The following is a 23,766-nucleotide window of genomic DNA, read 5'->3' as shown; positions in this document are numbered from 1 at the left end:
GGCCTGAACTTGCGCTAACGCAATCTGTTCTCATTCTGGATTCCTTAAAATGCCGTTTCGCAGCAGGGCTAATCACCGATTAGCCGCAACGCTTTGAGAGGAGAAGTGGAGTGAACAGACTATTTGTTACCGGCACCGATACAGCTACAGGCAAAACGGTGGTGTCCCGCGCCCTTTTGCAATGTTTTATTCAGAGCAACGTCAGTGCCGTCGGCTATAAGCCTGTCGCGCGCTGTGCGGTCAAAACCGCTGATGGCCTGCGTAACAAAGATGCACAGGTTCTGCAAAGCGCTTCATCCATCGACCTGCCTTATGAGGCGATTAATCCGCTGGTGTTTGAGGAGGAGGAGATCTGCACCCATCCCAGCCAGATAATCGACTATTCCCGGCTGACTCAGGGTCTGACACATCTGACGCAGCAGGCCGATCGGGTGGTGGTGGAGGGCACCGGCGGCTGGCGCAGTCTGATGAACGACGGACGTCCGCTCTCGCGCTGGGTCGCAGAACAGCAGCTGCCGGTTGTGCTGGTGGTCGGTATTCAGTCGGGCTGCATCAGTCATGCGCTGCTGACCGCGGAAGCCATCGCGCACGATGGCCTGCCGCTGGTGGGCTGGGTGGCTAACCGCGTCAATCCGGGGCTGGCGCACTACAGTGACATCATTGAGGTGCTGCGTGAAAAGATTGCGGCACCGCTGCTGGGTGAACTTCCTTATCTGCCCCGTCCTGAACAGCGCGATCTGACCTCCTGGATCGATATTTCTCTGCTGGAGCAGCCCGATCTGCACGCTGTGAGTGCAAAGATCGCCTGATACTGAAACAAAACAAGTCATCTGAGCGGGTCGTGAGCCTAAAGTTTCAGGCTCGCGACCCGTTTTCTGTAACTATTTCCGCTTATATTTGAATGACCTGGATCGTTAACCGCGAATCCCCGACGTGATGGCGCAGAAAATGCATTAACTCCGCTAACCACACAGAGCTGGAGCACCACCATGTCGCACTCGCACGAGAAAGGTTTGTTATATGGGCTTGAAGCCCGCATTGGTCCCGTACCGGCATTCTTTGCCGCACTGCAGCATCTGCTTGCCAGCGTCGTCGGCATTATTACCCCGCCGCTGATTATCGGTTCGGTGCTGGGACTGCAGGCCTATATTCCTTATCTGATCAGCATGTCCCTGTTTGTTTCCGGTCTGGGCACCTTTATGCAGGCCCGGCGCTTTTATGGCGTCGGTGCCGGGATGATCTGTCTGCAGGGCACCAGCTTTGCGTTTCTGGGTGTGATCCTGTCGGGTGGATTAATGATCAAGGGGCGTGGCGGTTCGCCTGAAGAGATTCTGGCGATGCTGTTTGGCTGTAACCTGGTAGCGGCACTGATCCCGGTGCTGATCAGCCGCTGCGTCGGCGCGCTGCGTAAGGTGCTGACGCCAGTCGTCACCGGCACAGTGATTACGCTGATTGGTATCAGCCTGATCAAAGTGAGCATCACCGACTGGGCGGGCGGTCACAATGCCACGGACTTTGGCGCGCCGGGAAATCTGGCGCTGGGTGCGCTGACGCTGCTGGTGATTGTGGCGCTGAACCGCTCGCGAAACCGCTGGGCGCGGCTGGTTGCCGTGGTCGCGGGTATCGCCGTGGGGTGTGTGGCGGCGGCGTTAACCGGCCATCTGCAGCTGAAGGCCGCGCCGGAGAGCAGCTGGCTGGTGCTGCCGGCCTTTTTCCGCTTTGGTTTCGCCTTCGACTGGACCATCTTTCTGCCTATCGCGCTGGTATCTGTCATCGCGGTGATTGAAGCGGTGGGCGATCTGACGGCCAACTGTCTGATTTCACAGCAGCCGATCACCGGTAAGCCTTTCCAGCAGCGGCTGCAGGGCGGTATTGTCGCCGATGGCCTGAGCTGCGTGCTGGCCGCGGTTTTCTCGGCCTTTCCTAACACCACCTTTGCGCAGAATAACGGTGTCATCCAGATGACCGGCGTTGCCAGCCGCTACGTGGGGATGCTGCTGGGCATTATGCTGGCGCTGCTGGGGCTCTTTCCGGCGGTTGGCTCCCTGCTGCAGCAGATCCCACCGCCGGTACTGGGCGGCGCGACCGTGGTGATGTTTGGCAGCGTGGTTGCGGCCGGTATCCGGGTGATGACCCAGACACCGCTTGGTCGCCGCGAGATGCTGATCGTCGCGATCGCCTTCGGCATCGGGCTGGGTGTGGAAGCGGTGCCGGACGTGCTGAAGCAGTTCCCGCCGCTGATCGGCAGCCTGTTTGGTCATGCGGTCACTACCGGTGGCATCCTGGCCATTGTGCTGAATCTGGTGCTGCCGGATGAGGCGCGGACGGTGGAAGAGGTTGAGGCGGAGACGCTGACGGAGGGATGACCGGCTGAGAGGAGTCCGCCAGCGGGACGGGGTGCCAGCCTGTGGCCCGGCTTGCTGTAAGATCGCACCTGCGCAGGGAACAGGGTCAGATCGGAAAGACGCAAAAGATGTCATCCATGACAGGCTCGGCCCGCGCCATCCCTGGCGCGGGACGCTTTCCTCTTCTGACCCTGTTCCCTTCGCCTTAAGCAACGTTATTGCGGTTTAATTCGGGCCTGTCCGCGGTAACAAAAAGGGCCGTGTGGCCCTTTCATTAACAGAGGAGTTTACGTATTCAGGCGACGACGCGTGCGGCCTGAACTCAGGTAGTCGGCGATATAATCCTGCGAAATCTCACCGCTGTAGCGACCCTCCTCATCAACAATCGGCATCCAGACCGTGTTGTGTTCATAGAGCTTTGACAGCACCACGCGCAGGTTCTCTTCCGCTTTGCCGGTCACCTTAAAGGTATGCAGGCGCTCTTCACAGCGGCCGCTGACGTTGCGCGCCTCGCGACGCTTCACGAAGCCCAGCGGTTTGCCATCCTCATCGACCACGGTAATCGAGCGCATATCGTTCTCATCCATGGTGCCAAAGGCTTCCTCCAGCGGCGTAGAACGACGCACGGTAATGGTTGGCTGCTGATCGGTGACGTCGCCCGCCTGCACCAGCAGCAGGCGCTTCAGCGTGCGGTCCTGACCGACAAACGAGCCGACAAAATCATTCGCCGGCGTGGCCAGCAGCTCATCCGGGCTGGCGCACTGCACGATCTTACCCTGACCAAACACCGCAATCCGGTCGCCGAGCTTCAGCGCCTCATCGATATCGTGACTCACCAGCATCACGGTTTTCTTCAGCTGACGCTGCATATCAAGAAACTCGTTCTGAATGACTTCACGGTTAATCGGGTCAACCGCCCCGAAAGGCTCATCCATCAGCAGCACCGGTGGATCCGCCGCCAGCGCACGAATCACCCCGATGCGCTGCTGCTGACCGCCGGACATCTCTCGCGGATAGCGATGCAGGAATTTAGTCGGGTCCAGCGCCACCATGCTCATCAGCTCGGTCGCGCGCTCGTGACACTGCTTCTTATCCCAGCCCAGCATCCGCGGCACCACGGTAATGTTCTCTTCGATGGTCATGTTCGGGAACAGTCCAATCTGCTGGATCACATAGCCGATGTTGCGACGCAGGGTGGTGGTGTCCTGCGTACTGGTATCTTCGCCATTGATCAGAATCCGGCCACTGGTGGCAGGGATAAGGCGGTTAATCATCTTCAGGGTAGTGGTTTTTCCGCAGCCCGATGGCCCCAGCAGGACGCACATCTCACCGGCTGGCACATGCAGGCTGACGTTATCGACGGCTTTGTTGGTGGTACCGTTTTTCTGGGTAAAGGTTTTCGTCAGGTTTTCCAGCGTGATCATTATCGAATCCCCTTAGGAGTCAGCGCCTGCTGCAAACGGTGCAGCAGCCAGTCAAGAAAAATAGCCAGCAGACAGATCATCAGTGCCCCGGCAATTAACATGCGAATATCACTGCCGCTGATGCCATCCAGCAGCAGCTGGCCCAGGCCACCAGCTCCAATCACGGCGGCAATCGCCATGACGCCGACGTTCATCACCACGGCGGTGCGGATGCCGCCAAAAATGACCGGCAGCGCCATCGGGATCTCCACCCAGCGCAGACGCTGCCAGAAGGTCATGCCGATACCACGACCCGCCTCACGCAGACCGCCCGGCAGGTTCTCCAGTGCGGTGTGCGTGTTGCGCACAATCGGCAGCAGGGAGTAGAGGAACACAGCGGTGATAGCGGGCAGCGCACCGATGCCCTGACCGATCAGTGAAAAGAGCGGAATCATCAGACCAAACAGCGCAATGGTCGGGATGGTCAGCACCACGGTGGCGATGCCGAGAATCGGGGCCGCCAGCCACCGGACCCGGACAATCAGAATGCCGAGCGGCACGCCAATGACAATCGCCAGTCCGACCGCGACCAGCACCAGCCAGCTGTGCTGCCAGCTCAGGGTCAGCAGGGTATTCCAGTTATCCATGATGTAGTGAAGGGTATCCACAGTGCCTCCTTACAGCATGTTTTTGGATTGAAGAAAATCACGCGCCACTTTCTCTGGTGACTGGTGATCGATGTCGACCCGCTTATTCAGCTCGGTAATCGCCTCATCGGTGATCTGCGCAGAGAGCTGATTGAGCGCGGTGTCCAGACCCGGATGGCTCGCCAGCACATCCTGACGCACAACGGGCGTCACGTTGTAGCTGGGGAAGAAATGCTTATCATCTTCCAGCACTTTCAGGTCAAATCCTTTTACCCGGCCGTCGGTGGTGTAGATCAGACCGGCATCGACAAAGCCGTCGCGAATGGCGTTATAGACCAGTCCGGGGTCCATCTGACGGATCTGCGGGCGATCCAGCGCCAGGTCGTAGGTTTTCTGCAGCGGCTTCATGCCGTCGCTGCGCCCTGAAAACTCCAGGTCCAGCCCGAGTCGCCAGTTATGGTCCGGGTCGGTCTTCCGCACCTGCTCAATCTTTGCGACCAGCTGCGACATCGTGCTGATACCCTCTTTTTCGGCACGTTTCCGGGTCATGGCAAAGGCGTAGGTGTTGTTCATCGGTGCCGGGTCAAGCCAGACCAGCCCCAGTTTTGCATCCAGTTTTTTCACCGTCTCATAGGCCTGCTGAGACGACATCGGCTGGCTGATGTGGTTGAAAATAATCAGTGAGGTCCCGGTGTACTCCCAGACCATATCGATCTGCTTGTTCAGCAGCGCGTTACGGCCGATGGTGGTGGCAATATTCCGTTTGGGCACCACCTCAAAGCCTTTCTTCTTCAGCCACAGCACGGTCATGGCGGAGAGAATATGCTGCTCGGTAAAACTCTTGGTCGCCATCACCAGCGGGGCAGCCGCCTGTGCCGTCTGGCTTAGCAGCAGCGTCGCGGTAAGCGCCACCACGCTCTTCTTTATCCAGTGCGTTAGCATTGCAAAGCTCCTTGTGGTCAGACCGCCGCGTGCGGACTCAGTAAGCGGCCCAGTGCAGCCAGCAACATATCCAGCACCAGTGCCACCAGTGCGGTAGCAACAGCGCCCAGGATCAGCGTCGGAAAGTCATTCAGATAGATGCCGGGGAAGATCAGCTCGCCGAAGCTGCTGGCCCCGATCAGGAACGCCAGCGGGGCCGTTCCGACATTGATGGCCGTTGCGATGCGCACGCCGGAGAGGATCACCGGCAGGGCATTCGGCAACTCCACCCGGCGCAGACGCTGCAGTTTAGTCATACCGATGCCGTTGGCGGCTTCAATCAGTGACGGGGGAACGGCGCTCAGGCCGGAGAAGGTGTTGCGGACGATAGGCAGCAGCGAGGCCAGAAACAGGGCTATCAGCGCCGGACGGTCGCCAATCCCGATAATGACCATCGCCAGAGCCAGCACCGCCAGCGGCGGCAGGGTGTTACCGATGTTGAAAATCTGCATCACATACTCGGCCCAGCGGCGGGCAAACGGGCGACTGAGCAGGATGCCGCTGGGAATACCGACCAGCAGGGCGAACAGCATTGACCAGAACACTAAGAAGAGGTGTTGTTGCCCGAGATAAAGCAGGTCGACCTTACGGGCGACCAGCTGATCCCAGCCGAGGCCCCAGATCAGCACCGCAATCACTGCGACCACTGCAAGCAGTGCCAGACCGGCGCGTCGGGCCAGTGAAGCATTTTGCATAGGAGAATCTCCCTGATAACGATCTCAATTGTTATAACAGCGCTAAACAGTCCGACAGATGCAGCAAAAAAGGCCGCCGCACCCAAAACCGAAACTGCGATAAAATGTAGACAAAATGCGTATTTACCTACTCTTTTTCAGTGAACACTGAGAAAGATGCTTTACTGCTATAGCAGCCCTTTACCCGGCAAGCCAGCTTTTCAGCCTTTCTCAGGCGAGTGAGAAACTGGTTAAAATGGTGTTAAGGCCGCGTAGCCACTGGGCTGATGCGTCAATAAAAAAAATTCATCGACTTTTAGTGACACCGTCACAGATGGTGCAGGAAATGCGCACGTTCAGGAAACTGCACGGGCTGATTTTCAGCTAGCCTTGCTGATAAAAAAGGAACCCTATGACTGAAAGCGCACAAGTCCGGACCGGACACCGCCACTGGATACTGATTGCCTGCATGCTGGCGATGTTTATGGCGGCTATCGAGGTCACCATCGTGGCCACCGCTATGCCCACCATCATTGCCGACCTCGGCGGTTTTTCGCAGTTTGGCTGGGTCTTCTCCATCTATCTGCTGACGCAGGCGGTCAGCGTGCCGCTCTATGGCCGGCTGGCGGATAAGGTGGGGCGTAAAACCATGTTTTTTACCGGCACCTCTCTTTTCCTGATCGGATCGGTGCTGTGTGGCTTCGCCCACTCCATGACCTGGCTGATCCTGTTCCGGGCGTTTCAGGGGCTGGGGGCGGGGGCCATCATGCCGATCAGTTCCACCATCGTGGCGGACATCTATTCGCCGCGCGAGCGCGCCAGCGTTCAGGGCTGGCTCTCCAGCGTCTGGGGAGTGGCGGCCATCGTCGGGCCGCTGACCGGTGCCTGGCTGGTGCAGCACTTCAGCTGGTCCGTGATTTTCTGGGTCAATCTGCCGATTGGCCTGATCAGCATGCTGATGCTGGCGCGCTGGTTACCGGCGCATCAGCAGGAGGATAAATCGGCTTCCCTCAACCTCGCGGGCAGCGGCTGGCTGATGCTCTGCGTCTCCGCGCTGCTGGTGGCGCTGTTGCAGGCGGAGCTGCTCGGATACTGGCTGATCCCTTTTCTGCTCTGTTCACTGCTGGCAGGCTGGCAGCTGAAACGCCACGAGCAGCGGGCCGCAGCACCGCTGTTTCCGCTGGTGATCTGGCGCAGCCGGCTGATCATTGCCGGTAATGCGGGCAACCTGATTATCGGGGCGGCCATGATGGGGATCAGTGCGTTTCTGCCGACCTGGATTCAGGGGATCCGCGGCGGCACGCCGTTACAGGCGGGCAGCGCGCTGGCGATGATGTCGATTGGCTGGCCGCTGGCCAGCACCCTGAGCGGCAGGCTGATGCTGCTGACCTCCTATCGCTTTACCGCCCAGTTCGGCGCGCTGCTGCTGGTCAGCGGCAGCGCCTTACTGCTGCTGCTTCAGCCCGCCAGTTCACTCTATCAGGCGGGCTTTACCGCCTTCCTGATTGGCACCGGCATGGGGATGACCAGCACCACGTTTCTGGTCTCCGTGCAAAACGAGGCGGACTATCAGATTCGCGGCATCTGTACCGCCTCGGTGATGTTCAGCAGGATGATCGGTTCGGCGGTGGGCACGGCGATCATGGGGGCGGTGCTCAATCTCAATCTGCAGTGGCGGCTGCCGCAGGTGGCCGATCCGGTACAGCAGATTATGTCTGAACCCAGCCGTCAGCAGCTGGCGCCGCAGGCGCTGCAGCAGATGGTGCAGGCGATTGCAGCCTCACTGCACTGGGTGTTTGTGGTGGCGCTGGTGATTGCGCTGTTTGCGCTGGGTGTGGCGTGGATGATGCCGCGTCAGCGGCCGGAACAGGCGGAGTAAACGGCAGGGCGACAGACCGTCGCCCTGATTAACACAGGTTTATTGCTGCGCAGGCGCGTCCTGAGAACTGCCGGCACTGGCGGGCACGCTGGCCTCGTCATCCCGGCCGGTACGCTTGTAAACAATCTTCTGGCTGTCGTTTTCACAATGCCCGACCACCTGACCGCCCGCCTGATCGACCTGATCGTTGGCGACGATGTCGAGAGTGAAGCCCGATTCAGGCACGCCGTTCTGAACAATTTTCTGACTGATGTCGGCTTTTACCGATTCGCAGGAAGCCTGCGCCATCAGCGGCAGCGAGAACAACGCTGCGGTGAACAAAACCCTCTGTAGCTTCATCACGTCTTCCTTATGTTAGTCGTCCGTCATTACTATAGCGCAAATTCAGGGAGTGACCGGGCGGCCTGAACGGCGGTCCAGACAGCGCAGGGTATTGGGCTCCCAGTAGGCGTTCAGATTGAGGCTCTGCTCGCACTTGTCGCGGGTGTCGAACGCGCGGTCGGTTTTATCAAACTCTTTTTCTACGCGGCTGTTCACCTTGTTGCGCAGCATCCGCGTGTCATTCCATTGCTCTTTATTCTGGCGAGCCGCTTCGTTACTCAGCGCAGAACTGCCATCTTCGATGATCAGGCGGTTGGTGGTCGCACCCGCCGTGAAGGCGGAACCAGACAGCAGAACCAGAAGCAGAGCAGGGATCATTTTTTTCATCAGACTATCCTTTCGTTTTCGCCAACATCGCCATCCGGGACGGCTGTTGCAGCGGGTCCGGGTAGTATATCATCGCCGTTTCTTTGCTCACCAGTGGTGCGTGGTTTGTTTAAGTTCAGGAGAGGTATGGGTGCTGATTAAAACCGCCTTGCTGTTTTTTATCACCGCCCTGGCGGAGATCACGGGCTGCTTTCTGCCGTGGTTATGGCTGAAAAAAGGCGGCCCGATCTGGCTGTTACTGCCGGCGGCGGCCAGCCTGGCGCTGTTTGTCTGGCTGCTGACCCTGCATCCAGCCGCCAGCGGCCGGGTCTATGCCGCGTATGGGGGCGTCTATGTGCTCACCGCGCTGCTCTGGCTGCGGGTGGTGGATGGCGTGAAGCTGAGCGTCTGGGACTGGAGTGGCGCACTGATCGCGTTCAGCGGCATGCTGATTATCGTTCTGGGCTGGGGACGTGGCTAGCGCCAGCCGGGAGAGCTGGCGCGCAGAGGATTAAGGCTTGTGCACCTTCAGGCCCGCCAGCGTCTGGCTGACCGGCATCATCTCCAGCGTGTTGATGTTGACGTGCGCTGGCAGTGTGGCCACCCAGTAAACCGCTTCCGTGACATCTTCCGGGGTCAGGGCGGTGGCACCCTCATAGACCTGACCAGCCTTGTCATCATCACCTTTAAAGCGGACGTTAGAGAACTCGGTGCCGCCCACCAGCCCCGGTTCGATATCGGTCACGCGCAGCGCGGTGCCGTGCAGATCGGTGCGCAGGTTCAGGCTGAACTGCCGCACAAACGCCTTAGTGGCCCCATAAACGTTGCCGCCGGCATAGGGCCAGCTACCGGCAATCGAGCCGATATTGATGATATGGCCCACGTTACGCTCGACCATCTGTGGCAGCAGGGCGCGGGTCATATAGACCAGGCCTTTCGTGTTGGTATCGATCATGTTTTCCCAGTCTTCCACACTGGCTTTGTGCGCGGGCTCTATGCCCAGCGCCAGACCGGCGTTGTTCACCAGGATATCGATAGCGCGCCACGCCGCCGGTAACTGCGCCACAGCTTCTTCGATGGCGGCGCGGTTCCGCACATCCAGCTGGACGGTGTAGAGATTCTCACCCAGCTCATCTTTCAGCGCTTTTAAGCGTTCGGCGCGGCGTCCGCTGGCGATCACTTTGTGCCCGTTTTTGATAAAGCGGCGGGTAATACTTTCACCAAAACCGGCCGTCGCACCGGTGACAAAAATAATCATCTCACTGTTCCTTATGCCATTTTCAACGTCGATGGCTTCACCATAGCATGCCATTTCGGCTTCTGCGCGCAGAAAAACGGGCAGGGGGTTAAACCCCTTTTTACGGGCAACGCCCTGCGCCTTTTCGGGGCGCACTGCACCGTTAAGGGGCAGGGCAGCAGCCAGCCTGTGCGTCAGACACGCCGCCAGAATCGGCAATTTAGCTTCGCAACCGATTGCGACATGAAAGCAAACGGTTGCTATGCTTTTAACAGGCTTTTTTGTTGCGCAACAGGCGGTAATATCTCTAAATATATGATATTTATCGATTTTAAAGCAGGGTAAATCTGGCACGCAGGTTGCAAGGAGTTAAACAGAGAGTTAACTGCACCACCTCATCGCGCTTTCAGAAAGGAAACAGCATGCACCCAGCAACCGACACGGCGATACGCGCCAGCTTCTTTGACTTCACCGGCGTGGTGGATCATCCCGATGATCTGGCAACGCAGGCCCGCTATCTGGAGGATGGCGTGTTGCTGCTGCGTGACGGACGTGTGGCCGGGCTGGAGAGCTGGGAGACGGCTGAGGCGAAGCTGGCGGGTCTGCCGGTTACTGACCTGCGCGGCCGGCTGATCGTGCCGGGCTTTGTGGACACCCACATACACTATCCGCAGACGGAGATGATCGGCGCCTTTGGCGAACAGCTGCTGGAGTGGCTGAATCACTACACGTTCCCGGTGGAGGCGCAGTATCACTGCCCGGATCATGCCGCCCGGATGTCCGCCTTTTTCCTGCATCAGCTGCTCTCCAATGGCACCACCAGCGCGCTGGTCTTTGGCACCGTGCACCCGCAGTCGGTCGAGGCGCTGTTCAGCGCCGCCGAAGCGCTGAACATGCGGCTGATTGCCGGGAAAGTGATGATGGATCGCAATGCGCCCGACAACCTTACGGAAACCCCGGAACAGAGCTATCAGCAGACCCGGGCACTGATTGAACGCTGGCATCAGCGTGGCCGGCTGAGCTATGCGCTGACGCCGCGTTTTGCCCCGACCTCTTCCCCGCAGCTGCTGGAAAAAGTGCAGCAGCTGCGTCAGGAGTTTCCCGACACCTGGCTGCACACCCATCTCAGCGAAAACCCGCAGGAGGTGGCCTGGGTTAAAGCACTCTTTCCGGAACGCGACGGCTATCTGGATGTGTACCACCATCATCAGCTCACCGGCCGCCGCAGCGTGTTTGCCCACTGCCTGCATCTGGAAGAGAAGGAGTGGCAGTGTCTGCACGACACCGACTCCTCAATTGCCTTCTGTCCCACCTCTAACCTGTTCCTCGGCAGCGGCCTGTTTAATCTGAAACGCAGCTGGCAGCAGGGCGTGAAGGTGGGGGTGGGCACCGATGTCGGCGCGGGCACCACCTTTAACATGCTGCAGACCCTGGGCGAAGCCTACAAGGTGGGCCAGTTGCAGCACTACCGGCTCAGCGCCGCCGAAGCCTTTTATCACGCGACGCTGGGCGGGGCGCGGGCACTCGATCTCGACCACGCCATCGGGAATTTCAACACCGGCAAAGAGGCGGATTTTGTGGTGCTCGATCCGGCAGTTTCTGCCCTGCAGCAGCTGCGCATCGGCAACAGCAAAGATATCTGGGAAAAACTTTTTGTCTTAATGACGCTGGGCGACGACCGCAATATTGCCCAGACCTGGGTGGCCGGTCGCCCGGTCTGGCAGCGTGACGCACAGGAGCAAGCCGCATGATCCAGTTTCTGCTCAATAACCAGCTGGTCAGCGAAACCGCGCTCGACCCCAATCTCACTATCCTTAACTATCTGCGTACCCGCCAGCAGCGGCCCGGCACCAAAGAGGGCTGCGCCTCAGGCGACTGTGGCGCCTGCAGCGTCACCCTGGGCAAAGCGGTGGATGGCAGGATGCAGTATGAAACGGTCAACAGCTGCCTGACCCTAGTTTCCACGCTGCAGGGTAAACAGCTGATCACGGTTGAAGATTTACGTCACGGACGGGCGCTGCACCCGGCGCAGCAGGCGATGGTTGACTGCCACGGCTCGCAGTGCGGCTTCTGCACGCCGGGCTTTGTGATGTCGCTGTTCACGCTGCAAAAAAATGCCACGGGCTGGGATCGTCATCAGGCGGAAACCGCGCTGGCGGGTAATCTCTGCCGCTGCACCGGCTACCGGCCCATCATGGCGGCCGCCGAGCAGCTCTGTTCGCAGCCGGTGACGGATCAGTTTGATCACAGCGCTGCGGGGACCGTGCAGCGTCTTGAAGCGCTGGCGACCCCGGAGATGCAGGAGACGGGCGCAGCGGGGCGGCGCTGCTTCCTGCCCAAAACCCCGGCGCAGCTGGCGGAGATCTATCTGGCGCATCCCGAAGCGGTACTGATTGCCGGAGGCACCGATCTCAGCCTGCAGATCACCCAGCAGCATAAAAGGCTGCCGCTGCTCATCGCCCTGGAGCAGGTTGCCGCGCTCAAGGTCTGCAGTGAATTTGATGACCATTATCTGCTGGGTGCAGGCGCGTCGCTGCAACAGGTCAGCGATTTTCTGGCCAGCCGCATCCCTGGCGTAAGCGAGATGCTGCAACGCTTTGCCTCCCTGCAAATCCGTCTGCAGGGCACGCTGGGCGGTAATATCGGCAACGCCTCTCCAATCGGAGACGCGTCGCCCATGCTGCTGGCGCTGAACGCCAGCCTGATACTGCAACGCGGCGAGCAGCAGCGCTGCCTGCCGCTGAACGACTTTTTTACCGGCTACCGGCAGACCCGGCTGGAAAAAAGCGAGTTTATCCGTGCGATTCGTATCGATAAGGTGACGGTGTCACCTGATTTTGTCGCCTGGAAAGTTTCCAAACGGCTGGATGACGATATCTCGGCGGTCTTTGCTGCCTTTAACCTGCACACCGAACAGGGCATCGTGACCGACGCCCGCGTCGCCTTTGGCGGCATGGCGGCCACGCCGCAACGGGCACAGCACTGTGAACAGGCGTTGATCGGTCAGCCTCTCAATGCCGTGACGGTGTCACGTGCAGCGGCCGCACTGGCCGACGATTTCCAGCCGCTCTCCGATTTTCGTGCCAGCAGCGCCTATCGGCTGCAGGTGGCGCGTAACCTGCTGCGCCGCTTTCTTCATCGCTATAATGGCGAAATAACCTGTACCGAGGTGACCCGCTATGTCTCATAACCGTCCTGAACTCAACGAAGCGGTAATCAAGGCGCAGTATGCCGCCGATCTGCAGAGCGGCGTGGGCCGCAGTAACCGCCATGAAAGCGCGGAAAAACATGTCTCCGGGGAAGCGCGCTTCATCGACGACAAGCCGGAGTTGCCGGGTCTGCTGCATCTCTGTCCGCGCCTGAGCGAGCATGCGCATGCGCGGATTGTGCGCATCGACGTGCAGCCCTGCTACGCCGTGCCGGGCGTAGTCAGCGTGTTAACCTGGCAGGACGTTCCCGGTATCAATGATGTCGGGCCGCTGGAGCCGGGCGACCCGCTGCTGGCGCATGACAAAGTCGACTATCTGGGGCAGATCGTCCTCGCCGTGGCGGCGGAGTCGCCGGAGGCGGCCCGTCTCGGTGCCGCCGCCGCAGTGATTGACTATGAGGTGCTGGAACCGCTGCTGGATGTGGAGCAGGCGCTGGCGCAGCGCAGTTTCGTTCAGGAACCGCACGTGCATCAGCGCGGTGATGTGGAAGCGGCACTGGCACGCGCGCCGCATCGGGTCAGCGGCGCGTTTCACATCGGCGGACAGGAGCATTTTTACCTGGAAACCCAGACGGCGATGGTGATCCCCGGCGAAGATCACCAGCTGCAGGTCTTCTCCTCAACGCAGAACCCCACCGAAGTGCAGAAGCTGGTGGCAGAGGTGATGGGCATCAGCCTGAATCAGGTGACCATTGATATGCGGCGTATGGGCGGCGGCTTTGGCGGCAAAGAGACGCAGGCGGCCGGTGTGGCCTGCCTCTGCGCCATTGTCGCCCGTCAGACCGGGCGGGCGGCGAAGATGCGGCTCTCCCGCCGCGACGATATGCGTGTCACCGGCAAACGTCACCCCTTCTTTGTGCGTTATGAGGCGGGCGTGGAGGAGGATGGCCGGCTGTGCGGCATCAAAATCGATCTGGCGGGAAACTGCGGTTATTCACTGGATCTCAGCGGATCGATTGTCGATCGTGCCATGTTTCATGCCGATAACGCCTATTACCTTGGCGATGCGCGGATCACCGGCTATCGCTGCCGCACCAATACCGCCTCTAACACCGCCTATCGCGGGTTTGGCGGCCCGCAGGGAATGGTGGCCATCGAGCAGATTATGGATCACATCGCGCGGGAACGCGGGCTGGACCCGCTGGAACTGCGCAAGCGTAACTACTATGGCAAGCAGGAGCGCAACATCACTCATTACCACCAGCAGGTAGAGGATAATCTGCTGGATGAGATCACGGCGCAGCTGGAGGCCAGCAGCGACTATCAGGCGCGCCGGGCGGAGATCAGCGCCTTCAACGCCCGCAGCCCGCTGCTGAAGCGCGGACTGGCGCTGACGCCGGTGAAATTCGGCATCTCCTTTACTTCCAGCTTTCTCAATCAGGCAGGTGCCCTGATCCTGATTTACACCGACGGCACGGTGCAGCTTAACCACGGCGGCACCGAGATGGGCCAGGGACTGAACACCAAAGTGATCCAGATTGTCGCCGAGGTGCTGCAGATTGAGGTCGATAAGATCCAGATCACCGCCACCGACACCGGTAAAGTGCCTAACACCTCGCCAACCGCGGCCTCCAGCGGCGCGGATCTCAACGGCAAAGCGGCGCAGAATGCCGCCGAGATCCTGCGTGACAGAATGACGGAGATGCTCTGCAGGCTGCATGAGTGTGATGCCAGCGCGGTGAGTTTCCGCAACGGCGTGGTGCGCGCCGGTGAGAAGCATTACACCTTCGCCGAGGTGGCAAAGCTGGCGTGGCTGAATCAGGTGCCGCTCTCCGCCACCGGCTACTACCGCGTGCCGGGGATTCATTACGACCGGCTGGCGGGGCGCGGCAAGCCGTTCTACTACTTCGCCTACGGTGCCGCCTGCTGCGAGGTGGTGATCGACACCTTAACCGGTGAATCGCGCCTGCTGCGTGCCGACATCCTGCATGATGTCGGGGCCTCGCTGAATCCGGCCATCGATATCGGTCAGGTGGAAGGGGGATTTGTGCAGGGCGTGGGCTGGCTCACCTGTGAAGAGCTGGTCTGGAACGACAAAGGTCAGCTGCTGACCGATGGACCGGCGAGCTACAAAATTCCGGCCATCAGTGATGTGCCGGCCGATCTCAGGGTCACGCTGGTGGAGAACCGCAGGAATCCAAAGGATACGGTGTTTCACTCCAAAGCCGTGGGTGAGCCGCCGTTTATGCTGGGCATTGCCGCCTGGTGTGCGCTGCAGGATGCGGTCGCCAGCGTCGCCGACTACCGGCAGCACCCTCATCTGGATGCCCCTGCCACGCCGGAGCGGATCTTCTGGGGCGTGCAGCGTCTGGCAGGAGCGGAACATGATTTACCATGACTGGATAGGCGTCCTGCATCAGCTGCGGGAGAAGCGGCAGAGCTGCGTTCTGGTCACCGTGCTCAGCGAGCACGGTTCGGTGCCGCGTGACAGCGGCAGCAAAATGGTGGTGACGCAGCAGGAGAGCTTCCTCACCATTGGCGGCGGTCATCTGGAGTTTCAGTGCATCGCCCAGGCCAGGGCGATGCTGGAGAGCGGGGCAGGCGCGCCCCACACCGAGGAGTACAGCCTGGGCGCACGACTGGGCCAGTGCTGCGGCGGCAAAACCACACTGCTATTTGAGCCTCTGCTGCAGGCGCAGCCGGAAATCTATCTGTTCGGCGCCGGGCATGTCGGCCAGGCGCTGGTGAACCTGCTCTCTACGTTACCCTGTCACATCAACTGGATCGACAGTCGTCCCGGTCAGTTCGGCCACGTGCCCGCCGGTGTGGTGACGCAGCAGCCGGAGGAGCCGCTCGAATGCGTGGCGGAGGCTCCCGCCGGGAGCTACTTCATTATCATGACCCACCACCATCCGCTCGATTTTGCGCTGTGCGAAGCGGTGCTGAAACGCAACGACTTTGCCTATGCCGGGGTGATCGGTTCAGAAACGAAAAACCAGCGTTTTCGCTACCGGCTCGCTGGCCGTGGCGTCGGCAGTGAACCGCTGGCGCGGCTGCGCTGTCCGATCGGTCTGCCTGACGTCAAAGGCAAGCTGCCCGCCGAAATCGCCGTGGCGATTGCAGGTGAAATAATCAGCGTCTATCAGCAGCGCATCGCCTGAGTTGTCGCCTCAGCCGCAACCTGTCAGGATAGGCCTTTGCGATGCCCATCAGGAGCGAACCATGAACGCCCGTCAGAATCCCTTCTTCAGCGTCAGCACACTGCCTTATCAGGCGCCCCCTTTTGATCAGATCCAGCAGCAGGACTTCCTGCCCGCGCTTGAGGCGGGCATTGCGGAAAAGCGTCGGGAGATCGATGCGATTGCCCATAACAGCGAGGCTCCCACCTTTTCCAACACCTATGAGGCGCTGGAGAAGAGTGGACAACTGCTCAACCGGGTCAATCTGGTGTTCAGCGCCATGACCTCCGCGCATACCAGCCCCTTGCTGCAGCAGGTGGATGAGGAGATTGCGCCGCAGCTCACCGCACTTAGCGATGACATCATGCTCAACCGGCCGCTCTTTTCCCGGCTTGACGCTGTCTATCTGCAGCGCGCCAGCCTGGACAGCGAATCAAAGCGGCTGGTCGAGGTGGTCTGGCAGCGCTTTCAGCTGGCGGGAGCTAACCTGCCGGAGGCGCAGAAACTGCAGCTCAAAACGCTGAATCAGGAGGCGGCGCGTCTCAGCACCCGCTTCACCAATAAACTGCTGGCGGCGACGCAGGCGGGCGGTCTGGTGGTCCGGGATGCGCAGCAACTGGCGGGGCTCTCCCCGGCCGACCTCGCGGTGGCGCAGGCGGAAGCGCGGGCGCGCGGGCTGGAAGACAGCTGGCTGCTGGTGCTGCAGAACACCACGCAGCAACCGGCGCTGCAGAGTCTTTCCGATCGGGCGACCCGTGAAGCGCTGTTTCAGGCGGGCGTGACGCGCACGGAAAAAGGGGATGACAACGATACCCGCGAGCTGGTGTTACGGCTGGCGCAGGTCAGGGCGGAGCAGGCCCGGCTGCTGGGCTTTACCAGCTATGCCGCCTGGAAGCTGCAGGATCAGATGGCAAAAACCCCTGAGGCGGCGCTGGCCTTTATGCGCAACATCGTGCCTGCCGCGCGTGCCCGTGCGGAACGGGAAGCCGCCGCGATTCAGCAGACGATCGATCAGCAGCAGGGCGATTTTCTCCTGCAGGCCTGGGACTGGCGTTTTTATGCCGAACAGGTGCGGCGTGCCCGTTACGATCTGGATGAGAGCCAGATCAAACCCTATTTCGAGCTGAACGCGGTGCTGCACAATGGCGTCTTCGAGGCAGCAACGCGGCTCTATGGCATCCGTTTTACGCCGCGTCAGGATCTGCCGGTCTATCACCCGGATGTGCAGGTCTATGAGATTTTCGATGCTGATGAGACGCCGCTGGCGCTCTTCTACACCGATTTCTTTAAGCGCGACAGCAAAGGCGGCGGCGCATGGATGAGTAATTTTGTAAATCAGTCGACGCTGCTCGACAGCAAACCGGTGATCTACAACGTCTGCAACTACACGAAACCGCCTGCCGGTGAGCCGGCGCTGCTGAGCTGGGATGACGTGATCACGATGTTCCACGAATTTGGTCATACGCTGCACGGCCTGTTTGCCACGCAGCGCTATCCGGGTCTCTCAGGCACCGAAACCCCGCGCGATTTCGTCGAATTTCCGTCGCAGATTAACGAGCACTGGGCCAGCGAGCCGTCGCTGTTCCGTCACTACGCCCGTCACTATCAGACCGGGGAGGCGATGCCGGATGCGCTGCATGAGAAGATCGTCCGCGCCGCTCAGTTCAATAAAGGCTATGAGATGAGCGAGCTGCTGGCTGCCGCCCTGCTGGATCAGCACTGGCACGGCCTGACGCCAGACAGCGCACCGCAAAGCGTGGCGGGATTTGAGCAGCAGTCGCTGCAGAGCGACAACCTGGCGCTGACGGCGGTGCCCCCGCGCTATCGCTCCAGCTATTTCCAGCACATCTGGGGCGGCGGCTATGCTGCCGGTTATTACGCCTATATCTGGACGCAGATGCTGGCGGACGATGGCTATCAGTGGTTTGTGGAGCATGGCGGGCTGACGCGGGAAAACGGCGAGATCTTCCGGCAGAAAATTCTGTCGCGGGGCAACAGCAGCGATCTGAAAACGCTGTATGAAAGCTGGCGGGGCGCCGCGCCTCAGCTGGAGCCGATGCTGAAAAATCGCGGTCTGGCGGAGGAGTAAGGTGTCGGGCTGTCTCACTGACAGCCCGGTTCAGGATCTCAGCCCAGCGGGCCACCTTCGATGGTTTCACACATACCGGCCAGCACCCGCTCGCCGGTTTCGCTTTTCAGTGACTGATACCACGCCGCGGTGATCGCCGGGTCGTGCGCGTGGGTCACCTCGCAGCGTTTACGGGCTTTCAGCACCAGATCTTTGACCCGTTCCACCCGTCGCGCCTGATAGCGCAGCAGCGCATCTTCGATCCCCAGTGAGTGAGACGCCAGCGTCGCGGCCAGCACCACCGCATCTTCCATCGCCGCGCAGCCGCCCTGACCGATATCGGGGGTGGTGCTGTGCGCCGCATCGCCGAGCAGGGCGACGCGGCCCTTTACAAAACGGCTGAACGGTTCGATGTCATGGATCTCAACCCGGTTGGTGGTCTCAGGATTGATGGCCGCGATCAGCTGCTGAACCGGCTCAGCCCAGCCCTGGAAATAGCCGGTTAAATCGGCTTTCACCGTGCTGCGATCCTGCGGCAATCCTTTCGGCAGCGGCACATCAAAGAAGAAGTAGAACCGGTTGCCACTGACCGGCATCAGCGATACCCGCTTGCCGTCACCGACAAACGTCGTCCACTGATCGGCAGGCGCGATGCGTTCATCAATGGTCACCAGTCCGTTCCAGTTAACGTAACCGGCATAGCGACGCTCCAGCTTCTGCTCCAGCACATACTCGCGCACCACCGAGTGGGTGCCGTCGGCGGCAATCAGAAAGTCGCCCCGCGCCTGACTGTTATCGGTGAAGGTGGCAATGACGCCCTCTGCAGTCTCTTCGACCTGGATGACCCGCTTGCCAAACTGCACCCGTTCACGGCCAAAGGTATCAATCAGCATCGCCTGCAGTTCAGCACGCGCCACCGGGCAGGGATATTCGCCGACCTGCTGCACCAGCGGGGCCATACTGAAGCGGGTCAGGGGCGCGCCGGTTGCGCCGTCGTGATAGGCCATATAGGCCATGTTGCCGCCCAGTGCGCGCAGTTGCTCTTTCATGCCCAGCGCATTCAGGCACTTTACGCCATTAGGCCAGATAGAGATCGCTGCGCCGACCGGCTTCATCTCCTGCACGGCTTCAAACACCTCGACTTCTATTCCGGCTTTTTCCAGCGCAATGGCGCTGCTCATACCGCCAATCCCGCCACCAATCACGATTGCTTTCATAATGCTCTCCTGTCTGCATAGAGAGGTTGCTGCAACTTTTGTACCAGGCCGGCGCATTCAGAGTGCAGGCTGATAATTGAGTTGTAATTCATTGAGTTAGGGGTTGGAAAGGGCGTTTATGGCGCAGAGCCTGACACCCGCAACTGCACCATGATGTGGCAAAGCAGCGGGTCAGCGTGGTGCAGCCGCGGGTGCGCTGTATCATTTGTTTCATCGGCGGCGGGCTGACCACCTGGCGTAATCATCAGCGCGTGGGGTGAATCGTCCCCGTTCTGTTTCGTTTGTTTAAAAGTTTTAAACTATATGTGTCATTTCAGACGATATTAATTTTCACAAATAATTAAACATTCACATAACAAATGGTCCGTTTATTGCCCGTATAACTAGCGGGATATTCAACAAGGGGTTAGCCTGACACAAAAAAACACAGGTGTTACGAAACTGGGAAAAGATCGCTGTTATGCCTGCTTTATCACCGGAAGCAATCATTAGCAAAAGCGGAGAGGCCGCGCCACGCGGGCCTTTTTAGGATATTGCTCAGACGAAACAGCCGCAGCTGCATGCTATAGATGATGCCGTATACAAGGACTCTGGAGAGCGTGCATGAAAATTGGAATTACGAATAATCAATATCCGGAGCAGCGTAATATTTTAGTGAATCCGGCAAACGAATATATCAATCTGAAAAAAGGCAATCTGTTCTATTTTATTAATCCCCTCCGGACCCGCCTGCTTAAGAAAAATAAAACCTTCGTCTTTCAGCCGGTGCCGTTTTCAGGCGCTTCACGGGCTGACATCCTCCATCTGTTCAATGAAGTTGCGATCACCCACCAGAAGTGGGTCGCCTCGTTTGAAACCGAGCTGCCGCGCGTGCTGCCGGTGCCTGGCGTCGCCAAGCGGGATAACCCGGAGCTGAAGCGCTTAATTCCTCATCTGTTAAAAGAGAACTGCCTCGGATTGATCGCGATCTCCGACGCGACGCTGAATATTCAGATGAAGCTGTTCAGCCCGGATGAGGCGCAGAAAATCCGGCGGAAAACGCTGGTGCTGCATCCGCCCCAGACGCTGTTTGTGCAGCATAAGGCGCCACGCCAGCCGGGTGTGCTGAAGCTGGTCTTTGCCGGTAATGAGTTCTATCGCAAAGGCGGGGCGGAAGTGGTGCTGGCGATCAGTGAGCTGATTGAAGAGCGCCGCCTGGAGGAGTCGCAGCTGGACGTGCAGCTGATCGGTGAACTCACCAAACGTCACAACGTCGCCCATCGCCAGTTTCAGGATGATGACGCCTTTTATCGCGGCATCGAGAGCCGCATCGCGCGTTACCGCTGTTTCACGCATCAGGCGCGGATGGATAACCGTGAACTGATGCAGCTGTTCCGCGAGAGCGACGTCGGCCTGTTGCCGACCTGGCAGGAGACCTACGGCTTTTCCGTACTGGAGATGCAGGCTAACGGCTGTCCGGTGATCACCAGCAATGTGCGGGCCCTGCCGGAGATCAATCCTGCCAGCGCGGGCTGGGTCATCGCCAGTCCGCTGAACGCCGATCGCGAATACAGCATCACCACGCCGGAGCAGAAATCGCAACTGCGCCGGTCGCTGGTGGAGGGGCTGAAAGCGACGCTGCTGGAGATCGTTGAGCAGCCGGAACGGCTGCAGGAGAAAGGCGAGGCGGCGATCCTGCGCATCAAAGAGCAGCATGATACCCAGCGTTACATCGCCAGACTGAACGATATCTATACCCGTGGCGTAATAAATGCCACCCAACACCCGCCTGTGGTCTCAATTTGATAAGATTTCCCTGACGCTGCCCGCCAGACTGGCCATACTAGGGGCAGCGTCCTACAGGAGAACTCTTATGAAACGCATCATCACGCTGCTGCTGTCCGGATTACTGGGCAGCAGCGCTTTCGCTCAGCCCGCTTCGCCTTTTCCGGCCCGCGCCCCCCTGGTTCAGCTGACCCCTGCGGCGGCCCGCTGCGATCTGGCGGCCTGTCAGTCCAACTGCTATGTCGAACGCTCCCACTGCAATACCCGCGACAGCGGTGCCTGCAGTACGCAGGCGCAGATCTGCGTGCAGGCATGTGCTGACCAGTGTAAATAATCTGACCCGGTGAACCCTCTTCGTTGCTAATGAAAAAGTCTCTGTTTTGTCTTGTTCTGTTTTCGCTTTCTGTCCGCTGTGTCGCCGCCGATCTCTCTTCACAGCAGGTCACTTCTCTGGTTAAAGCCGCGATTGAACCGCTGATGGAGCAGCAGGCGATCCCCGGTATGTCGGTGGCGGTGCTCTACAAAGGCCGGACGCAGTTTGTGAATGCGGGCGTGGCCGACACCGATTCGGGCCGCCGGGTCACAGAAAACACGCTGTTTGAGCTGGGCTCGGTGAGTAAAACCTTCACCGGCACCCTGGCGGGGATTCTGATCCGCAACGGTGAACTCCGCCTGAACGAGCCGGTGCAGAAGGTCTGGCCGCAGCTGACGGGGGCGCAGTGGCGTCCGGTCAGGATGCTGCATCTGGCGACCTACACGGCGGGCGGGCTGCCGCTGCAACTGCCGGAGGCGGTCACCGATCAGGCGTCGCTGCTTCGCTTCTATCAGGAGTGGCAACCGCAGGCGGCACCCGGTACGGTTCGCCAGTACTCCAACGCCAGTATCGGTCTCTTCGGCGCGCTGATGGTGAAGGGGGACTTTGAGGCGGCGATGGTGAAATCGCTGTTTCAGCCGCTGCGCCTGACACGCACCTTTATTACCGTGCCGCCGTCGATGATGATTAATTACGCCTGGGGTTACAAAAATGGCCAGCCGGTGCGTGTTTCCCCCGGCATGCTGGATGCCGAAGCCTATGGGGTTAAATCGACCGCTCGCGACATGCTCACCTTCATGCAGGCCAACAGCGATCCAAACGGCCTCTCTGCCGGCAATGCCGTGCTGCGCAATGCCATCCGCACGGCGCAGTCGCGCTATTTCAGAACCGCCAGTTTCTATCAGGGGCTGGGCTGGGAGATCTATGACTGGCCCGTCAGTGCTGACACGCTGATCGCCGACAGTGAGAATGGCGTGGCGCTGAAGCCGCAACCGGTGACCCGCGTGGAACCGGTCGGGCCCTCCCGACGCGCCAGCTGGGTGCATAAAACCGGTTCGACCAACGGGTTTGGTGCCTATATCGCGTTTATCCCGGAGAAGAACACCGGCATTGTGATGCTGGCCAACAAGAGCTACCCCAATCCGCTGCGCATCAGGGCGGCGTGGCAGATTATGCAGGCGCTGGAGCAGGGTGCAGCAGAATAAGGACGGATACGCGCCGGACTTGCGGTGGTGCCTTCTGTTCATTTGCGCTAAAATAAAAATCAAATGAACAGGAGGGCTGCTATGTCCATCGCCATCTACACGCCCGCTCAGCCTCGCCGCCACGCGTCGCTGCTGCATGCCCTTAACCTGCCGGAAACCCTGCCGGATGCGCATCAGCGTATCGCGACAGGATTCAGCAGCGGCGTGCTGAAACGCACCGCGTCGTTGTCCACCTTCGACGAGGGGTGGCTGTGCCGTCTGGCGGGCATCGATCGCACCACCTACAACCGCAAAGTGAAAGATCCGGCGCAGACCTTTTCGCCCGACCAGAGCGGACGCATCTATATGCTGATTCGCGTTCTCTCTGCCGCCAGCAACCTGTTCCGCGACGACAGGGCGCGTCTGGTGCAGTGGCTGGAAACGCCCGCCAAAGCGCTGGGCGGAAAGAAACCGGCGGAGATGACCACCACGGTGGCAGGGGCGGAGGCGGTGATAAACCTGATCGGCCAGCTCGAGCACGGTGTCATCACCTGATGACGGTTCCCTTTTTTCGTCTGGTGAAGTGTGAATATGCGATGACCGCCTTTGATGGTTTTGGTGCCCGCACGTATGGCGGGCGCTGGAATTCGGTGGGATCGGTCTGTGTCTACCTGGGGTCGAGCCGGGCGCTCTGCGTGCTGGAGGCGCTGGTGCATCTCACCATTCAGGATCTGTCACGCGACTACAGCATGATCGCGATCAGCGTGCCGGAGTCCCTGATCACCGAACTGGCACTGACGGCGCTGCCGGATGAGTGGCAGGCCGATCCTGCGCCCGCGGCCACCCGGCAGATCGGGGATGAGTGGCTCGCCAGCCCGGAGAACGGCCTGATACTTAAGGTGCCCAGCACGCTGACCGGTGAGTGGAATGCGCTGTTCAATCCCCGTCATCCGGCAGCGGCGGGCATCATTGCGAAAGCGGTAGTGGAGCCGTTTTTCTTCGACCCGCGCTTCCGGCTGCAATAGTCACCCTGATGCCTT

General features: G+C 59.8%; 22 protein-coding genes. 14 read left to right on the top strand and 8 right to left on the bottom strand.

The window, feature by feature from the left end:
- The first annotated feature begins 110 nt into the window (after positions 1–110).
- A complete protein-coding gene (gene bioD / locus AC6I7A_RS09535; RefSeq protein WP_058957925.1) occupies positions 111–809 on the top strand; it encodes a dethiobiotin synthase in 699 nt (232 codons plus the stop codon).
- A gap of 180 nt (positions 810–989) precedes the next feature.
- A complete protein-coding gene (locus tag AC6I7A_RS09530) occupies positions 990–2,366 on the top strand; it encodes a uracil-xanthine permease family protein (protein ID WP_058957926.1) in 1,377 nt (458 codons plus the stop codon).
- 266 nt (positions 2,367–2,632) lie between these two features.
- Here the strand turns inward: AC6I7A_RS09530 and osmV are convergent, their stop codons facing one another.
- From osmV to AC6I7A_RS09510, 4 genes are read right to left on the bottom strand one after another with little or no spacing between them, the layout of a single operon-like run.
- Positions 2,633–3,769: an osmoprotectant ABC transporter ATP-binding protein OsmV gene (gene osmV, locus AC6I7A_RS09525; protein WP_009090137.1), complete on the bottom strand. Its 1,137-nt coding sequence runs from the start codon at positions 3,767–3,769 to the stop codon at positions 2,633–2,635.
- Positions 3,769–4,416, bottom strand: coding sequence for an osmoprotectant ABC transporter permease OsmW (gene osmW, locus AC6I7A_RS09520; RefSeq protein ID WP_058957927.1), 648 nt, complete (start codon positions 4,414–4,416; stop codon positions 3,769–3,771). Before osmW ends, osmV begins: the two co-directional genes overlap by 1 nt.
- A gap of 9 nt (positions 4,417–4,425) precedes the next feature.
- Positions 4,426–5,337 (bottom strand): glycine betaine ABC transporter substrate-binding protein, encoded by a 912-nt coding sequence (locus tag AC6I7A_RS09515; RefSeq protein WP_009090141.1) that lies wholly within the window; start codon positions 5,335–5,337, stop codon positions 4,426–4,428.
- A gap of 17 nt (positions 5,338–5,354) precedes the next feature.
- Positions 5,355–6,071 carry an ABC transporter permease gene (locus AC6I7A_RS09510; RefSeq protein WP_009090143.1) on the bottom strand — a complete coding sequence of 239 codons (717 nt, stop codon included), beginning with the start codon at positions 6,069–6,071 and terminating at the stop codon, positions 5,355–5,357.
- Between the two features lie 391 nt (positions 6,072–6,462).
- Here AC6I7A_RS09510 and AC6I7A_RS09505 point away from each other — a divergent pair, with 391 nt between their 5' ends.
- Positions 6,463–7,929, top strand: coding sequence for an MDR family MFS transporter (locus AC6I7A_RS09505; RefSeq protein ID WP_058957928.1), 1,467 nt, complete (start codon positions 6,463–6,465; stop codon positions 7,927–7,929).
- Positions 7,930–7,968: 39 nt separating this feature from the next.
- Here AC6I7A_RS09505 and AC6I7A_RS09500 read toward each other — a convergent pair whose 3' ends face one another.
- A complete protein-coding gene (locus AC6I7A_RS09500; protein WP_009090146.1) occupies positions 7,969–8,268 on the bottom strand; it encodes a DUF1161 domain-containing protein in 300 nt (99 codons plus the stop codon).
- 45 nt (positions 8,269–8,313) lie between these two features.
- Positions 8,314–8,637 (bottom strand): DUF1283 family protein, encoded by a 324-nt coding sequence (locus tag AC6I7A_RS09495; RefSeq protein ID WP_058957929.1) that lies wholly within the window; start codon positions 8,635–8,637, stop codon positions 8,314–8,316.
- A 133-nt stretch (positions 8,638–8,770) separates the two neighbouring features.
- Between AC6I7A_RS09495 and AC6I7A_RS09490 the strand changes: the two genes are divergently transcribed.
- Complete coding sequence (locus tag AC6I7A_RS09490) at positions 8,771–9,097, top strand: YnfA family protein (RefSeq protein WP_058957952.1); 327 nt, start codon at positions 8,771–8,773, stop codon at positions 9,095–9,097.
- Between the two features lie 30 nt (positions 9,098–9,127).
- Here the strand turns inward: AC6I7A_RS09490 and ydfG are convergent, their stop codons facing one another.
- On the bottom strand, positions 9,128–9,874 hold the full coding sequence (ydfG, locus tag AC6I7A_RS09485) for a bifunctional NADP-dependent 3-hydroxy acid dehydrogenase/3-hydroxypropionate dehydrogenase YdfG (protein ID WP_009090152.1): 747 nt from the start codon (positions 9,872–9,874) through the stop codon (positions 9,128–9,130).
- A gap of 401 nt (positions 9,875–10,275) precedes the next feature.
- On the opposite strand from ydfG, the gene guaD reads away from it, so the two are divergent.
- From guaD to dcp, 5 genes are all read left to right on the top strand, one after another.
- Positions 10,276–11,604, top strand: a complete 1,329-nt coding sequence (guaD, locus tag AC6I7A_RS09480) for a guanine deaminase (protein ID WP_046101854.1) — start codon at positions 10,276–10,278, stop codon at positions 11,602–11,604.
- Positions 11,601–13,043, top strand: coding sequence for a xanthine dehydrogenase small subunit (gene xdhA, locus AC6I7A_RS09475; RefSeq protein ID WP_058957930.1), 1,443 nt, complete (start codon positions 11,601–11,603; stop codon positions 13,041–13,043). Before guaD ends, xdhA begins: the two co-directional genes overlap by 4 nt.
- The gene (gene xdhB, locus AC6I7A_RS09470; protein WP_009090158.1) at positions 13,033–15,399 is read left to right on the top strand and encodes a xanthine dehydrogenase molybdopterin binding subunit; all 2,367 of its coding nucleotides are present in this window, start codon (positions 13,033–13,035) and stop codon (positions 15,397–15,399) included. Before xdhA ends, xdhB begins: the two co-directional genes overlap by 11 nt.
- On the top strand, positions 15,386–16,162 hold the full coding sequence (xdhC, locus tag AC6I7A_RS09465; protein ID WP_058957931.1) for a xanthine dehydrogenase accessory protein XdhC: 777 nt from the start codon (positions 15,386–15,388) through the stop codon (positions 16,160–16,162). The genes xdhB and xdhC overlap by 14 nt, the downstream gene beginning before the upstream one ends.
- Positions 16,163–16,223: 61 nt before the next feature.
- On the top strand, positions 16,224–18,269 hold the full coding sequence (gene dcp / locus AC6I7A_RS09460; protein WP_058957932.1) for a peptidyl-dipeptidase Dcp: 2,046 nt from the start codon (positions 16,224–16,226) through the stop codon (positions 18,267–18,269).
- A gap of 38 nt (positions 18,270–18,307) precedes the next feature.
- Here the strand turns inward: dcp and hpxO are convergent, their stop codons facing one another.
- Positions 18,308–19,465, bottom strand: a complete 1,158-nt coding sequence (gene hpxO / locus AC6I7A_RS09455) for an FAD-dependent urate hydroxylase HpxO (protein ID WP_058957933.1) — start codon at positions 19,463–19,465, stop codon at positions 18,308–18,310.
- A gap of 603 nt (positions 19,466–20,068) precedes the next feature.
- Between hpxO and AC6I7A_RS09450 the strand changes: the two genes are divergently transcribed.
- The 5 genes from AC6I7A_RS09450 to AC6I7A_RS09430 all read left to right on the top strand — a co-directional run bounded on the left by AC6I7A_RS09450 (position 20,069) and on the right by AC6I7A_RS09430 (position 23,751).
- Positions 20,069–21,250: a glycosyltransferase family 4 protein gene (locus tag AC6I7A_RS09450; RefSeq protein WP_009090167.1), complete on the top strand. Its 1,182-nt coding sequence runs from the start codon at positions 20,069–20,071 to the stop codon at positions 21,248–21,250.
- Between the two features lie 67 nt (positions 21,251–21,317).
- Positions 21,318–21,563, top strand: coding sequence for a hypothetical protein (locus AC6I7A_RS09445; protein WP_009090169.1), 246 nt, complete (start codon positions 21,318–21,320; stop codon positions 21,561–21,563).
- Between the two features lie 29 nt (positions 21,564–21,592).
- A complete protein-coding gene (ampC, locus tag AC6I7A_RS09440) occupies positions 21,593–22,747 on the top strand; it encodes a class C beta-lactamase (protein ID WP_058957934.1) in 1,155 nt (384 codons plus the stop codon).
- Positions 22,748–22,828: 81 nt separating this feature from the next.
- Positions 22,829–23,281, top strand: coding sequence for an Xre family toxin-antitoxin system antitoxin (locus AC6I7A_RS09435; protein ID WP_009090172.1), 453 nt, complete (start codon positions 22,829–22,831; stop codon positions 23,279–23,281).
- Positions 23,281–23,751 (top strand): RES family NAD+ phosphorylase, encoded by a 471-nt coding sequence (locus AC6I7A_RS09430; protein WP_058957935.1) that lies wholly within the window; start codon positions 23,281–23,283, stop codon positions 23,749–23,751. Before AC6I7A_RS09435 ends, AC6I7A_RS09430 begins: the two co-directional genes overlap by 1 nt.
- Positions 23,752–23,766 lie beyond the last annotated feature (15 nt).

It is taken from the genome of Type-F symbiont of Plautia stali (assembly GCF_059731105.1).
This window is presented reverse-complemented; position numbering and strand designations above follow the sequence as displayed.

Bases quoted from the DNA above. Each gene is read 5' to 3' on its own strand.
- AC6I7A_RS09530 (WP_058957926.1), top strand. From the start codon at position 990: ATGTCGCACTCGCACGAGAAAGGTTTGTTATATGGGCTTGAAGCCCGC.
- osmV (WP_009090137.1), bottom strand. From the start codon at position 3,769: ATGATCACGCTGGAAAACCTGACGAAAACCTTTACCCAGAAAAACGGT.
- AC6I7A_RS09515 (WP_009090141.1), bottom strand. From the start codon at position 5,337: ATGCTAACGCACTGGATAAAGAAGAGCGTGGTGGCGCTTACCGCGACG.
- AC6I7A_RS09510 (WP_009090143.1), bottom strand. From the start codon at position 6,071: ATGCAAAATGCTTCACTGGCCCGACGCGCCGGTCTGGCACTGCTTGCA.
- AC6I7A_RS09505 (WP_058957928.1), top strand. From the start codon at position 6,463: ATGACTGAAAGCGCACAAGTCCGGACCGGACACCGCCACTGGATACTG.
- AC6I7A_RS09500 (WP_009090146.1), bottom strand. From the start codon at position 8,268: ATGAAGCTACAGAGGGTTTTGTTCACCGCAGCGTTGTTCTCGCTGCCG.
- AC6I7A_RS09495 (WP_058957929.1), bottom strand. From the start codon at position 8,637: ATGAAAAAAATGATCCCTGCTCTGCTTCTGGTTCTGCTGTCTGGTTCC.
- ydfG (WP_009090152.1), bottom strand. From the start codon at position 9,874: ATGATTATTTTTGTCACCGGTGCGACGGCCGGTTTTGGTGAAAGTATT.
- guaD (WP_046101854.1), top strand. From the start codon at position 10,276: ATGCACCCAGCAACCGACACGGCGATACGCGCCAGCTTCTTTGACTTC.
- xdhA (WP_058957930.1), top strand. From the start codon at position 11,601: ATGATCCAGTTTCTGCTCAATAACCAGCTGGTCAGCGAAACCGCGCTC.
- xdhB (WP_009090158.1), top strand. From the start codon at position 13,033: ATGTCTCATAACCGTCCTGAACTCAACGAAGCGGTAATCAAGGCGCAG.
- xdhC (WP_058957931.1), top strand. From the start codon at position 15,386: ATGATTTACCATGACTGGATAGGCGTCCTGCATCAGCTGCGGGAGAAG.
- dcp (WP_058957932.1), top strand. From the start codon at position 16,224: ATGAACGCCCGTCAGAATCCCTTCTTCAGCGTCAGCACACTGCCTTAT.
- hpxO (WP_058957933.1), bottom strand. From the start codon at position 19,465: ATGAAAGCAATCGTGATTGGTGGCGGGATTGGCGGTATGAGCAGCGCC.
- AC6I7A_RS09450 (WP_009090167.1), top strand. From the start codon at position 20,069: ATGAAAATTGGAATTACGAATAATCAATATCCGGAGCAGCGTAATATT.
- AC6I7A_RS09445 (WP_009090169.1), top strand. From the start codon at position 21,318: ATGAAACGCATCATCACGCTGCTGCTGTCCGGATTACTGGGCAGCAGC.
- ampC (WP_058957934.1), top strand. From the start codon at position 21,593: ATGAAAAAGTCTCTGTTTTGTCTTGTTCTGTTTTCGCTTTCTGTCCGC.
- AC6I7A_RS09435 (WP_009090172.1), top strand. From the start codon at position 22,829: ATGTCCATCGCCATCTACACGCCCGCTCAGCCTCGCCGCCACGCGTCG.
- AC6I7A_RS09430 (WP_058957935.1), top strand. From the start codon at position 23,281: ATGACGGTTCCCTTTTTTCGTCTGGTGAAGTGTGAATATGCGATGACC.